Origin of the sequence: Micromonospora eburnea (assembly GCF_900090225.1) — a bacterium.
Taxonomy (GTDB): domain Bacteria; phylum Actinomycetota; class Actinomycetes; order Mycobacteriales; family Micromonosporaceae; genus Micromonospora; species Micromonospora eburnea.
In genome coordinates, this window is the sequence record NZ_FMHY01000002.1 from 7,075,870 (window position 1) to 7,089,310 (window position 13,441).

The window sequence follows — 13,441 nt, forward strand, 5'->3', positions numbered from 1 at the left end:
CGGCTCGGCGAACAGCGGCTCGACGTCACCGACCGGCACCGCCGCGGTTGACCCACCCGTAGCCGTCGCCGGCTCGGGCGGTCCCGAGAAGGTCGGAGTCACCTCACCGGAGGGCTCGACCGGGTGCGCCGGCGCCGGGTCGGAAGGCTGGTCCGCCGGCGTACCCGGTTCGGCGGAGAAGCTCGGGTCGGGCGAGGCGGCCTGCGCACCGGAAGGAGCCGGATCGGCCGCAGAGGTCGCCTCGCCGTCGGAGAAGACCGGGTCGACGGTCGGGTCGTGCCGGACAGGCGACGGCCCGGGTGGCGTACCACCCGGGCCGGCCACGGCATCCGCCGTCGTCTCGTCGTGGGTCACTCGTTCAGTCCACCGGCCGGACGACGATACGGCGGTTCGGCTCGACGCCCTCGGACTCGCTCTCCACGCCGCTCATCGCGTTCACCACGTCGTGCACACACTTGCGCTCGAACGCGGACATCGGCTCCAGGCGCACCGGCTCGCCGTACTCCTTGACCTTCTCCACCGCGTTCTTGGCGACGGCGGCCAGCTCCTTGCGCCGGGCGGCCCGGTAGCCACCAATGTCGAGCAGCAGCCGGCTTGGCGAACCGGTCTGCCGGAACACCGCCAGCCGGGCCAGCTCCTGAAGCGCCTCCAGGGTCGCGCCGCGCTGGCCGACCAGGTTCTGCAGGCGGCCGCCGACCACCTCGACGACCGGGCGGCCGCCGGAGACCAGCTCGTCGATGTCGCCGTCGTAGTCGAGGATGTCGAGCAGGCCCTCGACGTAGTCGGCCGCGATCTCGCTCTGCCGGAACAGGTCGCTGTCGGCCGGGGCCTTCTTTTCGACGGCCTCCGCCTCGCCCTGGCTCTCCTCCGCCTCCTCGGTGGCGACGGACGCCGCGGTCTCCTCGTCCAGAGACTGGTCGGCGCTGGGGATGCTGGTGTCGGTCACGGTCTCATCTCCGTACTCGCTCGGCCGGACCGTCGGGTCCGCTGGTCTCCCGGGGCCGGCGGGAGCTTCGCCGGTGCCCTCGGGCACGTCTGTACGGGCAGTCTCGCCCGTGACCGCGCTCGGCGCGGCGGTTCCGGCCCGGCGCCGACCGTACGGTGGCAGCTCGGGGGCCGGACGGGCCGCCACCGACACCGGTGGCGGCCCGCAGGCTCAGCCCTGTCGCTTGGCGGGCCGGCTGCCCTTCTTCGGGTTGGTCGGCTTGGCACCCGGCTTCGGGCCGGCCACCTTCGGCGCGGTCGCCGGGGCCTTCGCGGCCGGCTGGGCGGCCTTGCGGCCGAGCAGGCCGCCGCTCTTGGCCGGCTGGCCGGTGGTCCGGGCCGGGGCACCCGTCTTGGCCGGCACCAGCGGCGGGAACTTGCGCAGCACCCACTGCTGCTGGCCGAGGCTGAACAGGTTGTTGGTGACCCAGTAGATGATCACACCGATCGGGAAGATCGAGCCGGAGACCAGCAGGGAGACCGGGATGCCGTAGAGCATCAGCCGCTGGACCATGCGCTGCTGCGGGTCTTCGGCCCAGCCGGTCTTCAGAATCATCTGCCGGCTGGTCAGGTACGTCGTGGCGATCATGATGAGCACCAGCACGCCGGCGACAATCTTGACCGTCCCGCTGCTCGCCCCCAGCCGGCTCAGTTCCTCAGCGGTCGAGCCGAACCGGCCGGAGAGCGGAGCGGTGAAGAGCTTGGCGTGCGAGGCGCTGTTGAACTGGTCGACCGTCCAGCCGTACAGGGTCGGCTGGGGGTTGTCCGGGCGGAGCCGCTTGAGGGTGTGGAACAGGCCGAGGAAGACGGGGATCTGGAGGAACATCGGAAGGCAGCCCATCAGCGGGTTGGCCTTTTCCTTCCGGTAGAGCTCCATCATCTCCTTCTGGAGCGTCTCCCGGTCACCCTTGTGCTTCTCCTGGAGCTCCTTGACCTTGGGCTGGAGCGCCTGCATCGCCCGCTGCGACTTGATCTGCTTGACGAAAACCGGGAAAAGGATCACCCGGACCGTCACCACCAGGAAGACGATGGCGAGGATCCACGACCAGTTCGTCCCGATCACCGCTTCGGCCGACACGATGGCGTCCCAAGCCGAGTGCCAGGTCAGCAGGATCCACGAGATCGCGTAGTAGATCCAGTCAAGACTCAATTTCTCAGGCTCCAGTCACGTCGGCGCGGCGGCGCTCGCCCGGCTCAGGCACCGGGTCGTGTCCACCTGGGTGAAAGGGGTGGCAGCGCGACAGCCGCCGGACCGTCAGCCAGCCTCCCCGCAGTGCGCCGTGCCGGGAGACCGCCTCCACGGCGTAGGCACTGCACGACGGGTAGAAGCGGCAGCGGGCCGGCAGTGCCGGACTTATCCACCGACGGTACGCGATGATGGGTACCAGCAGCATGCGGGCACCGGCAGTCGTCGGCCGCGGCACGGAGATCACCCCGTTCACCGGGACCGTCGCCCCCGGGAGGCCCGCGCGGCGGCGACGGCGGCGTCCAGATCGGCCCCCAGTCGAGCGTACGACGCCTCGGCGGCCTGCGGCAGCGCGCGGACCACCAGGGTGCTGCCGGCGGGCAGCTCGCCCAGGCGCTCGCGGACCAGGTGCCGGAGCCGGCGACGGACCTTGTTCCGGACCACGGCGTTGCCGACCGCCTTGGACACGACGAAGCCGGCGCGGCTCGGTACGGAGGTCTCCGCACCGCTGCTCCGCGCCGGCTCCGGCGGGTTTGTCGCTGGGTGTCCGGTCTGCTCGGGAAGGGTCAGGTGCACAACGACCGCACCTCGGCCGACACGTCGGCCACCCCGGACCGCTGCGGCGAAGTCGCTACTACGCCGCAGTCGCTGCGCGGCGGCCAGCACGACTGCCCACGTCCCCGGACCGGACCGGTCGGCCTCAGGCCGACAGGCGGGTGCGGCCCTTGGCGCGACGGGTCGAGATGATGGCACGGCCGGCACGGGTGCGCATGCGCAGCCGGAAGCCGTGGGTCTTCGCGCGCCGGCGGGTGTTCGGCTGGTAGGTGCGCTTGCTCACGTCAGGCTCTCCGTTGTCGTACGCCCCGCGCGGGGCATCGCCCGGGGTCGTGTGCAGTGGTCCAGGCCACCTCGACGGTGGCCTCCGATCGGCGCTGCCCGACGGAGCGGCACCTCGGCGATGCGGGGCAGCGACCACGGACAGCAAGCACCCATCACCCTAGCAGAGGGCGACAGAGCAGCCGCTCCAGCCTACGCAGGGGGGCAAAGACCGTCAAACATCACACCCGGTGCCCCGACAGCCCCCGGAGCACGACCGAAGGGGCGGTTTTCACTGATGTTGACAAGGCTGCGGCGGTGTCGACGGTTGATGGCGCGGGGTCCGCACTGTTAGCGTGCCCGATTGCGGTCAGCGTCGGGGGGTCCGCGTTGTCGTGACCGGCAAGACCGGACAGGGTAGTGAATCGTTCGGCACGGTGAACCCGCTTCAACGCCTCCGGAAACAGGGGGGTAGCCCCCGACCCGCGTCCGGTGGGCGGCCACAATCGGTCGGTACACACAGGCTGTGGATAACTTGTGGATGACGACCGGTGAGCCGTCCGGGCGGGCGTGAGTAGAGGCGAGGGGGTGGCACGACGGTGACCGGAACGACCGACCTGGCCGCGGTGTGGACGGCGACGACGGACGAGCTCGCCGACGAGATCATCTCCGCGCAGCAACGGGCGTACCTCCGGCTCACCCGGCTGCGGGCCATCGTCGAGGACACCGCGCTGCTCTCGGTCCCGGACGCCTTCACCCGGGACGTGATCGAGTCGCGGCTCCGCCCGGCCATCACCGAGGCCCTGAGCCGGCGGCTCGGCCGGCCGGTCCAGGTCGCCGTCACGGTACGGGTCGCCGACGACGGCGGGGCCCGCCCGGCCGGCACCGTCTACCGCAGCGCACCGGAGCCGGCCGAACGCGACGCTCCGCCGGACCTGCTCGCCGGCCTCGGCCAGTCCGGTCCGGCAGCCGAGGCGCCCGGCTTCCCCGAGTTCGGCTACCCGGCCCGGCCCGAGCCCTCGGCGTACCCGGAGGATCGCCCGCAGTCGACGGCGGAGGAGCTGGCCCCCCGGCAGCGCACGCCCGACGGCGGCCGGCCGCCCCTCATCCCGGGTGCCCGGGACGGTCAGGACACCCTGTTCAGTGCCGCCTTCGCCGAGCCGCTACGCGACGCCCCCGAGCGTCGGGCCTTCGACGACCGGATGGAGCCGCTTCCGGACACCGGTGGGTACGACGCCCGCTACCGCGACACGCCCGGGCCGGCCGACGGTTCGCCGCTGCGCGGCCTGCCCCGCGACGGCGCCACGGACTCCGGCCCGGGCCGCAGTGGCGCGGATCACCGCCCCGGTGGCCCGACCGACCGACGGCTCCCGGGCGGGGCGGAGACCGGCGGCAACCGGCTCAACCCGAAGTACATGTTCGAGACGTTCGTCATCGGCTCTTCGAACCGCTTCGCGCACGCGGCGTCGGTCGCGGTGGCCGAGTCGCCGGCGAAGGCGTACAACCCGCTGTTCATCTACGGCAGCTCCGGGCTGGGCAAGACCCACCTGCTGCACGCCATCGGGCACTACGCCACCACGCTGGGCAACGCCCGCTCGGTCCGGTACGTCTCGACCGAGGAGTTCACCAACGACTTCATCAACTCGCTGCGCGACGACAAGACCAGCGCGTTCCAGCGCCGCTACCGGGACGTGGACATCCTCCTGATCGACGACATCCAGTTCCTGGAGAACCGGGAGCGGACCCAGGAGGAGTTCTTCCACACCTTCAACACCCTGCACAACGCCAACAAGCAGATCGTGATCACCTCCGACCGGTCGCCGAAACAGCTGGCGACGCTGGAGGACCGGCTGCGTACCCGGTTCGAGTGGGGGCTGCTCGCCGACATCCAGCCGCCGGACCTGGAGACCCGGATCGCGATCCTGCAGAAGAAGGCGGCGCAGGAGCGGCTGTACGCCCCGCCGGACGTGCTGGAGTTCATCGCCTCCCGGGTGTCGAACTCGATCCGGGAACTGGAGGGCGCGCTGATCCGGGTCACCGCCTTCGCCAGCCTCACCCGCTCGTCCGTGGAGCTGTCGCTGGCTGAGGAGGTGCTGCGGGACTTCATCCCCGACGGAGCCGGCCCGGAGATCACCGCCGACCAGATCATGGTCTCCACCGCCGACTACTTCGGCGTGAGCCTGGAGGACCTGCGCGGCCACTCCCGGTCCCGGGTGCTGGTCAACGCCCGGCAGGTGGCCATGTACCTGTGCCGGGAGCTGACCGACCTGTCGCTGCCCCGGATCGGTCAGGCCTTCGGTGGCCGGGACCACACGACCGTCATGCACGCCGACCGGAAGATCCGCCAGCAGATGGCGGAGCGCCGCTCGCTCTACAACCAGATCGCCGAGCTGACCAACCGGATCAAGCAAACCTGAGTCGTACGCGACGACGCACCGCCCGGCCGGGGACTCCGGCCGGGCTTCTTCGTATCTGTGGACACGGCGGAGCTTGACCCTCGACCCGGTCGAGGGCACATGATCGGTGTCGTGGCCGTCCACAGAGCGACCCGGTTTTCCACACCCCCTGTTCCACAGGCGGTGGACAACCACGCTACGTCTGGACCCGATTACCCACAGACTGTGGACAAACCCTGGGGAAGGAGCTGTGGACGCCTGGGGACAACGGCGGCGTTGTCCACCGACGGCGGCCGGCCTGTGGGTGGCCTGTTGAAGGTTCTGGGGATGACGCCGGTCGGTGTCGTCCCGGCTGTCCACAGCTCTGGGGAGAAACCCGGTGGATTAGCGGTGGACAACCGGTGGATAACGGTGGACAACCTGGGGACCGGCCCGGCCTGTGGACCAGGACACGGGTTGTCCCCCTGGTTCTCCACAGCAAAACCACCGGTGGATAACCTGTCCGACCTGCGCAGACGTCGGTTCTCCACAGTTTGCACAGGTGCGATGAAGACGATGAGTTATCTCTTCTAAACAACAAAAACCAATCATCACCGTTGGACTTCCTGTGGATCGGGCCGGAACGCCGCCGTCGGCGGTCGCCCCGGCACCTGAGCCATGGGGTCGGGCGCACAGCCGATGCCCGCGCGCCCTATGGTGCGATGGGTACCCGCACGGCCGGGCGGGACGGGTGGCAGCGGTCGGCATGAGAGAGTTGTCGCTGACGTCGACGCGGAGGCATTGATGAAGTTCCGAGTGGAGCGCGACGCGCTCGCCGAGGCGGTCGCGTGGACCGCCAAGAGCCTGCCCAACCGACCCTCCGTACCGGTGCTGGCCGGGGTGATGCTCCGGGTGACCGACGGCAACCTTCAGGTCTCCGGCTTCGACTACGAGGTCTCCAGCCAGGTCACCGTCGAGGTGCAGGGTGACGCCGACGGCGCGGCCCTCGTCTCCGGCCGCCTGCTCGCCGAGATCACCAAGGCGCTCCCGGCCAAGCCGGTGGACATCGCCGCCGTCGGCGCCCACCTGGAACTGGTGTGCGGCAGCGCCCGGTTCACCCTGCCGACCATGCCGGTCGAGGACTACCCGTCCCTGCCGGAGATGCCGGAGAGCGCCGGCACCATCGACTCCGCCGCCTTCGCCGCCGCCGTCGCCCAGGTGGCCGTCGCCGCCGGCCGGGACGAGACGCTGCCGATGATGACCGGCGTACGCATCGAACTCTCCGGCCGGACCCTGGCGATGCTCGCCACCGACCGCTACCGGCTCGCGCTGCGCGAGATGGAGTGGAACCCGGACGACCCCGAGGTCAGCCTCAACGCGCTGGTGCCGGCCCGTACGCTGCACGACACCGCCAAGGCGCTCGGCCCGCTCGGTGGCCAGGTGACCATGGCGCTCTCCCAGGGTGGTGCCGGCGAGGGCATGATCGGCTTCTCCGGCGGCACCCGGCGGACCACCAGCCGGCTGCTCGACGGCGCCAACTACCCGCCGGTCCGCTCGCTCTTCCCCGCCACCCACAACGCCGAGGCCCGGGTCCCGGTCAGCACCCTCATCGAGGTGGTGAAGCGCGTCGCCCTGGTCGCCGAGCGGACCACGCCGGTGCTGCTCAGCTTCAGCTCGGACGGCCTCGTGGTCGAGGCCGGCGGCACCGAGGAGGCCCGGGCCAGCGAGGCCATGGAGGCGACCTTCACCGGCGACCCGCTGACCATCGGCTTCAACCCGCAGTACCTGATCGACGGCCTGACCAACCTGGGCGCCCAGTACGCTCTGCTCTCGTTCGTCGACGCCTTCAAGCCCGCGGTGATCTCGCCCGCCGGCGAGGATGGCGAGGTCATCCCGGGGTACCGGTACCTCATCATGCCGATCCGCGTGTCCCGCTGATCGCGCCCAGCAAGACCCAGACGCACGGAGGTAGGAGCAGATGCAGCTCGGCCTGGTAGGACTCGGCCGGATGGGCGGCAACATGCGCGAGCGGTTGCGCGCCGCCGGGCACGAGGTGGTCGGCTACGACCGTGACGCGGAGCTGAGCGACGTCGCGAGCCTCGCGGAACTGGCCGAGAAGCTGGAGGCCCCGCGCGCGGTCTGGGTGATGGTCCCGGCCGGCGTCACCGACGCCACCATCGACGAGCTCGCCGGTGTGCTCGGCGAGGGCGACATCATCATCGACGGCGGCAACTCGCGCTTCAGCGACGACGCCCCGCGCGCCGAGCGCCTGAACGAGCAGGGCATCGGCTACATCGACGTCGGCGTCTCCGGCGGCGTCTGGGGCCGGCAGAACGGGTACGCGCTGATGGTCGGCGGCGCGCAGGAGCACGTCGAGCGGCTGATGCCGATCTTCGAGGCGCTCAAGCCGGCCGGTGAGTACGGCTTCGTGCACGCCGGCCCGGTCGGTGCCGGCCACTACGCGAAGATGGTGCACAACGGCATCGAGTACGGCCTGATGCACGCCTACGCCGAGGGCTACGAGCTGATGGCCAAGTCCGAGCTGGTGACCAACGTGCCGGGCGTGTTCAAGTCCTGGCGCGAGGGCACCGTGGTCCGGTCCTGGCTGCTCGATCTGCTCGACCGCGCGCTGGACGAGGATCCGGACCTGTCCGAGCTGAGCGGCTACACCGAGGACACCGGCGAGGGCCGCTGGACCGTCGACGAGGCGGTCCGGCTCGCGGTGCCGCTGAACGTCATCACCGCCTCGCTGTTCGCCCGGTTCGCCTCCCGGCAGGACGACTCGCCCGCGATGAAGGCCGTCGCCGCGCTGCGCCAGCAGTTCGGCGGTCACGCCGTCCGCAAGCGCTGACCGGCCGCCACCGCCTGTGTACGTCCGCCGGCTCGAACTGGTCGACTTCCGCTCGTACGAGCGGGTCGGCGTCGATCTGGAGCCGGGACCGAACGTCCTGATCGGCCCCAACGGCGTCGGCAAGACCAACCTGGTCGAGGCGCTCGGCTACGTGGCGACCCTGGACTCGCACCGGGTCGCCACGGACGCCCCGCTGGTCCGGATGGGCGCCTCCTCGGCGGTGATCCGCTGCGCGGTGGTGCACGAGGGGCGGGAGCTGCTGGTCGAGCTGGAGATCGTCCCCGGCAAGGCCAACCGGGCCCGGCTGGGCCGTTCCCCGGCCCGTCGCGCCCGGGATGTGCTCGGCGCGTTGCGGCTGGTGCTGTTCGCCCCGGAGGACCTGGAACTGGTCCGTGGCGACCCGGCCGAGCGCCGCCGCTACCTCGACGAACTGCTGGTCACCCGCCAGCCCCGGTACGCCGGGGTACGCGTCGACTACGAGCGGGTGGTCAAGCAGCGCAACGCGCTGCTGCGTACGGCGTACCTGGCCCGCAAGACGGGCGGGTCGCGGGGCGGGGACCTGTCCACCCTCGCGGTCTGGGACACCCACCTGGCGCACCACGGTGCCGAGCTGCTCGCCGGCCGGCTGGAGTTGGTCGCCGCGCTCGCCCCGCACGTCGCCAAGGCGTACGACGCGGTGGCGGCGGGCCGGGGTGCGGCGGGGATCGCGTACCGGCCGTCGGTGGAGCTGGCCGAGCCGACCACCGACCGGACGGCGCTGGCCGAGGCGTTGCAGGCAGCGCTGACCGAGAATCGGTCCGCGGAGATCGAACGCGGCACCACCCTGGTCGGCCCGCACCGCGACGACCTCGCGCTCACCCTCGGCCCGCTGCCCGCCAAGGGGTACGCGAGCCACGGCGAGTCCTGGTCGTTCGCGCTGGCCCTGCGGCTGGCCGGGTACGACCTGCTGCGCGCCGACGGCATCGAGCCGGTGCTGGTCCTCGACGACGTCTTCGCCGAGCTGGATGCCGGCCGCCGGGAGCGGCTGGCCGAGCTGGTCGGTTGCGCCGGTCAGCTCCTGGTGACCTGCGCGGTCGACGACGACGTTCCGGTGGCCCTGCGCGGTGCCCGGTACGCGGTGGGCGAGGGGACGGTGCGCCGTGTCGGATGAGGTCCAGCTGCCGCCGGCCCGGCTGGGCCCGGGACGCGGTGGGCGTACCCCCGAGGACGGCCGGGGCACGGCGGACGGTGCCGTGGCGTCCGGGGGCGGGCGGCGGGCCGCCTCGTCCGGCGCGTCCGACGGCGTTGGGGCGGACCCGGGCGCGGCCGGAGACCTGCCGGCCGGGGCGTCCGGACCCGAGCTGGCCCGGGCGGTGTTGGACGCGGCCAAGGCCCGCCGGCAGGCGGCTGCCACCACCCGTCGGCGCAGCGCGGTACGCGGTGACGGCGAGCGGCGGCTGCGGGGCTACTCCGGCCCGGGGCCGGACCCGCGCGACCCGCAACCGCTCGGCGCGGTGCTGGAGAAGCTGGTCAAGGCGCGGGGTTGGCAGCAGCCGGCGGCCGAGGCGACGGTCTTCGGCGCCTGGGAACGGGTGGTCGGGCCGGAGGTGGCGCAGCACAGCCGCCCGGTCAAGCTGGAGAACGGCGAGCTGACCGTGGAGGCACGTTCGACGGCGTGGGCGACCCAGCTCCGGCTGCTCGCCGGCTCGCTGCTCCAGCAGATTGCTCGTGAGGTGGGCCACAATGTGGTGCGCAAGCTGCACATCCACGGCCCGGCCGCACCGTCCTGGTCGCGCGGCCCGCGTCGGGTCCGCGGCCGGGGTCCACGCGACACCTACGGCTGACCGGCCCGCGGCCCTCGACCGGCGGCCCCTCGACCAGCCTGCGGCCCCTCGACCGACTCGGTGTGCGGCGAATCGTGGTCTTGTCGTCGGATTAGACCCCGATATGCGGTATGTCGAGTCGATCAGGCTCAGGCGTCGGCGTAGACGGCGAAGCCCCGGTCGGCGCAGCGCCGGTAGAAGGCGGCCAGGACGCTCAGCTCGGCGCAGGTGAAGGTCCACTGCGGCGGATCGCCGTTCTCGTCGCGCAGCCTGTCGAGCCGGCTGTCCAGCCAGCGCAACTGCTGCTCGGCCAGCCGGCCGTCGCCCAGCAGCGACCGCAGTACCTCGCTGACCGACTCGAAGGTCACCGCCTCGTCGATCGGCCGGTGCCGGGCGACGAACTTCTCCAACCCGTCGGCGATCCAGGAGCAGCCGTCCGGGTCGATCACCGGATCCTCGTCCTCGGCCGCGTTCTCCGTGGCGTAGAGCACATTCTCCAGGCCGAGGATCAGGTCGACCAACTCGGTGTACGCGGTCGCGCGCACCGTGCCGGTCTTGGCGATCAGCTCGGCGAGCGCCGCGGTGGGGCCGGAGATCCGTGGCATGTCCACGATCTCCCCGAAGTCGACGAACTCGGCCGGCGCGACCGGGTCGTAGAAGCGGCCGGTGCGCGGCCAGTGCACCGCGACGTTGTCCAGCCCCATCTGGCGTCACCTCTTGTAAGGAAGTTGTCGGACCGATCGGGTTGATCGTCCCGGTTCTTGCCGGGAAAGATCAAGACCGCACTGCGGCAGACGCCGCAAAGGTACGGCACGGCGGGCCCGGCCGCGACCCCCGGTCGGCCATGTTCCGTGCCGCGTCGCCGCGTCAGACGTGCCGCGTCGCCGCGTCAGACGTGCCGCGTCGCCGCGTCAGACTTGCCGAGCCGGAGATGGTCGGACGACTGCTCCGGGTCGTGGCGCGGCGCCAGACGTGCCGAGCCGGAGCGGTCGGAAGTGCCCCCGAACTAGGCATGGTGTGTAGGGGGAGTCGCAGACAGCGCGGTTCGGCCGGCTACGGAGTTCTCAGCCGCCGCGCAGGGGTGCCGAGTGGCGGTTTCGTCGGCTCCGCAGAGTAAGATTGACGGCGAGACGAAAGACCCGACACGGAGCGACGCACAGGGGCCGCAGGGCCCTTGATCATTGTCCCGGATCGGGTCGAGCCGATCGCGATCCGCGGGCGACCGCGGCGCCCGGCGTACGCGATCCGCGACCTGGTGATTCGGGGACCGGCCGTGCGCGCCGACGTCGCGTGATGTCCGCCGAACCCGCGCCCCCGCGCCCTGGCGCGGCCGGTGCGAGAAAGTGGCCGAGGGTGGCAGCGGAGGACAACAAGAAGTACGGCGCCGAGTCGATCACCGTCCTCGAGGGGTTGGAGGCGGTCCGGAAGCGGCCCGGTATGTACATCGGGTCCACCGGTGAACGCGGCCTGCACCACCTCGTGTGGGAGGTCGTCGACAACGCGGTGGACGAGGCGCTGGCCGGATACTGCGACACCATCGACGTGGTGTTGCTCGCCGACGGCGGCGTACGGGTCACCGACAACGGGCGTGGCTTCCCGGTCGACCTCCACCCGAAGCTGAAGAAGCCGGGCGTCGAGGTCGCGCTGACCGTGCTGCACGCGGGCGGCAAGTTCGACGGCAAGGCGTACGCCGTTTCCGGCGGTCTGCACGGTGTCGGCGTCTCCGTCGTGAACGCCCTCTCCACGAAGATGGCCGTGGAGATCCACAAGGACGGCTTCGTCTGGCGGCAGCAGTACCACAACTCCAAGCCGACCCCGCTGGAGAAGGGCGAGCCGACCGACCGGACCGGCTCGGCGGTCTCCTTCTGGCCCGATCCGGACGTCTTCGAGACCGTCGACTTCGACTTCCAGACCATCTACCGCCGGCTCCAGGAGATGGCCTTCCTCACCCGCGGCCTCACCATCCACCTGCTCGACGAGCGGGCCCCGGAGGGCGAGGAGGGCAAGCCGCGCGAGGTGACCTTCCACTACGAGGGTGGTATCGCCGACTTCGTCCGGCACCTCAACGCGTCGAAGAACCCGATCCACAAGACGGTGGTCGAGTTCGGCGCCGAGGAGGAGGGCATGTCGGTCGAGATCGCCATGCAGTGGAACGAGTCGTACGGCGAGTCGGTCTACACCTTCGCCAACAACATCAACACGCACGAGGGCGGCACCCACGAGGAGGGCTTCCGGGCCGCGCTGACCAGCGTCGTCAACCGGTACGGCGCGGACAAGAAGCTGCTCAAGGGCGACGAGAGGCTCTCTGGCGAGGACATCCGCGAGGGGCTGGCCGCGATCATCTCGGTCAAGCTGACCAACCCGCAGTTCGAGGGCCAGACCAAGACCAAGCTCGGCAACACCCCGGTGAAGAGCTTCGTGCAGCGGGTCTGCAACGAGTCGCTGGTCGACTGGTTCGACCGCAACCCGGCCGAGGCAAAGATCATCATCACCAAGGCGTCCCAGGCCGCCCGGGCCCGGATCGCCGCGCAGCAGGCCCGTAAGCTGGCCCGCCGCAAGTCGCTGCTGGAGTCCGGCTCGATGCCGGGCAAGCTGGCCGACTGCCAGTCCACCGACCCGCGCGAGTCCGAGGTCTTCATCGTCGAGGGTGACTCGGCGGGCGGCTCGGCCAAGCAGGGGCGCGACCCGCGTACCCAGGCGATTCTGCCGATCCGCGGCAAGATCCTCAACGTGGAGAAGGCCCGGATCGACCGGGTGCTGAAGAACAACGAGGTCCAGGCGCTGATCACCGCGCTGGGCACCGGCATCCACGACGACTTCGACATCGAGAAGCTGCGCTACCACAAGATCGTGCTGATGGCCGACGCCGACGTGGACGGCCAGCACATCCAGACGCTGCTGCTCACCCTGCTGTTCCGCTTCATGCGCCCGCTGGTCGAGCTGGGGCACGTCTACCTGGCCGCCCCGCCGCTTTACAAGATCAAGTGGAACAAGAAGGGCGACGACGCCCAGTACGCGTACTCGGACCGCGAACGGGACGGGCTGATCGTGCTGCGCCAGCAGAAGAAGCCCAACGCCAAGCCGGATGACATCCAGCGGTTCAAGGGTCTCGGCGAGATGAACTACCCCGAGCTGTGGGAGACCACGATGAACCCGGCCACCCGTACGCTGCGCCAGGTGACGCTCGACGACGCCGCAACCGCCGACGAGCTGTTCAGCGTCCTGATGGGTGAGGACGTCGAGGCGCGCCGTTCGTTCATCCAGCGCAACGCCAAGGATGTGCGGTTCCTGGACATCTGACGGAGCGTGCCGGGCCGGTCGGCGATCCACCGGCCGGCCCGGCTATCCACAGAGTTATCCACAGTCCGGCCGGTTTCCACAGCCGTTATCCACAGCACGAACACGACTCTGAGTCTGATAAGGGTTA

At 70.9% G+C, this 13,441-nt stretch carries 12 protein-coding genes; 6 read left to right on the forward strand and 6 right to left on the reverse strand.

The window, feature by feature from the left end; genetic code table 11:
- Nucleotides 1-358: 358 nt before the first annotated feature.
- The 5 genes from GA0070604_RS31100 to rpmH all read right to left on the reverse strand — a co-directional run bounded on the left by GA0070604_RS31100 (nucleotide 359) and on the right by rpmH (nucleotide 3,008).
- Nucleotides 359-946: a Jag family protein gene (locus GA0070604_RS31100; RefSeq protein ID WP_091126679.1), complete on the reverse strand. Its 588-nt coding sequence runs from the start codon at nucleotides 944-946 to the stop codon at nucleotides 359-361.
- 210 nt (nucleotides 947-1,156) lie between these two features.
- Entirely contained in the window at nucleotides 1,157-2,134 is a 978-nt protein-coding gene (gene yidC / locus GA0070604_RS31105) for a membrane protein insertase YidC (RefSeq protein ID WP_091126682.1), read from the reverse strand.
- A 4-nt stretch (nucleotides 2,135-2,138) separates the two neighbouring features.
- Nucleotides 2,139-2,378 carry a membrane protein insertion efficiency factor YidD gene (yidD, locus tag GA0070604_RS31110; protein WP_208602202.1) on the reverse strand — a complete coding sequence of 80 codons (240 nt, stop codon included), beginning with the start codon at nucleotides 2,376-2,378 and terminating at the stop codon, nucleotides 2,139-2,141.
- A 44-nt stretch (nucleotides 2,379-2,422) separates the two neighbouring features.
- Entirely contained in the window at nucleotides 2,423-2,836 is a 414-nt protein-coding gene (gene rnpA, locus GA0070604_RS31115; RefSeq protein ID WP_091126688.1) for a ribonuclease P protein component, read from the reverse strand.
- Nucleotides 2,837-2,870: 34 nt separating this feature from the next.
- The gene (gene rpmH, locus GA0070604_RS31120) at nucleotides 2,871-3,008 is read right to left on the reverse strand and encodes a 50S ribosomal protein L34 (protein ID WP_091126691.1); all 138 of its coding nucleotides are present in this window, start codon (nucleotides 3,006-3,008) and stop codon (nucleotides 2,871-2,873) included.
- Nucleotides 3,009-3,612: 604 nt separating this feature from the next.
- Here rpmH and dnaA point away from each other — a divergent pair.
- From dnaA to GA0070604_RS31145, 5 genes are all read left to right on the forward strand, one after another.
- Nucleotides 3,613-5,403 carry a chromosomal replication initiator protein DnaA gene (gene dnaA / locus GA0070604_RS31125; protein ID WP_244162265.1) on the forward strand — a complete coding sequence of 597 codons (1,791 nt, stop codon included), beginning with the start codon at nucleotides 3,613-3,615 and terminating at the stop codon, nucleotides 5,401-5,403.
- Nucleotides 5,404-6,165: 762 nt separating this feature from the next.
- A complete protein-coding gene (dnaN, locus tag GA0070604_RS31130; protein ID WP_091126696.1) occupies nucleotides 6,166-7,299 on the forward strand; it encodes a DNA polymerase III subunit beta in 1,134 nt (377 codons plus the stop codon).
- Between the two features lie 40 nt (nucleotides 7,300-7,339).
- Nucleotides 7,340-8,212 carry a phosphogluconate dehydrogenase (NAD(+)-dependent, decarboxylating) gene (gene gnd / locus GA0070604_RS31135; protein ID WP_091126699.1) on the forward strand — a complete coding sequence of 291 codons (873 nt, stop codon included), beginning with the start codon at nucleotides 7,340-7,342 and terminating at the stop codon, nucleotides 8,210-8,212.
- A 16-nt stretch (nucleotides 8,213-8,228) separates the two neighbouring features.
- The gene (gene recF / locus GA0070604_RS31140) at nucleotides 8,229-9,362 is read left to right on the forward strand and encodes a DNA replication/repair protein RecF (protein WP_091126702.1); all 1,134 of its coding nucleotides are present in this window, start codon (nucleotides 8,229-8,231) and stop codon (nucleotides 9,360-9,362) included.
- An 82-nt stretch (nucleotides 9,363-9,444) separates the two neighbouring features.
- The gene (locus GA0070604_RS31145; protein WP_377593468.1) at nucleotides 9,445-10,035 is read left to right on the forward strand and encodes a DciA family protein; all 591 of its coding nucleotides are present in this window, start codon (nucleotides 9,445-9,447) and stop codon (nucleotides 10,033-10,035) included.
- 128 nt (nucleotides 10,036-10,163) lie between these two features.
- Here GA0070604_RS31145 and GA0070604_RS31150 read toward each other — a convergent pair whose 3' ends face one another.
- Nucleotides 10,164-10,718, reverse strand: a complete 555-nt coding sequence (locus tag GA0070604_RS31150; protein WP_091126707.1) for a hypothetical protein — start codon at nucleotides 10,716-10,718, stop codon at nucleotides 10,164-10,166.
- Nucleotides 10,719-11,367: 649 nt separating this feature from the next.
- On the opposite strand from GA0070604_RS31150, the gene gyrB reads away from it, so the two are divergent.
- Nucleotides 11,368-13,314: a DNA topoisomerase (ATP-hydrolyzing) subunit B gene (gyrB, locus tag GA0070604_RS31155; protein WP_091126709.1), complete on the forward strand. Its 1,947-nt coding sequence runs from the start codon at nucleotides 11,368-11,370 to the stop codon at nucleotides 13,312-13,314.
- The last annotated feature ends 127 nt before the right edge of the window (nucleotides 13,315-13,441 follow it).

Bases quoted from the DNA above. Each gene is read 5' to 3' on its own strand.
- yidD (WP_208602202.1), bottom strand. From the start codon at position 2,378: ATGCTGCTGGTACCCATCATCGCGTACCGTCGGTGGATAAGTCCGGCA.
- dnaN (WP_091126696.1), top strand. From the start codon at position 6,166: ATGAAGTTCCGAGTGGAGCGCGACGCGCTCGCCGAGGCGGTCGCGTGG.
- gnd (WP_091126699.1), top strand. From the start codon at position 7,340: ATGCAGCTCGGCCTGGTAGGACTCGGCCGGATGGGCGGCAACATGCGC.
- GA0070604_RS31150 (WP_091126707.1), bottom strand. From the start codon at position 10,718: ATGGGGCTGGACAACGTCGCGGTGCACTGGCCGCGCACCGGCCGCTTC.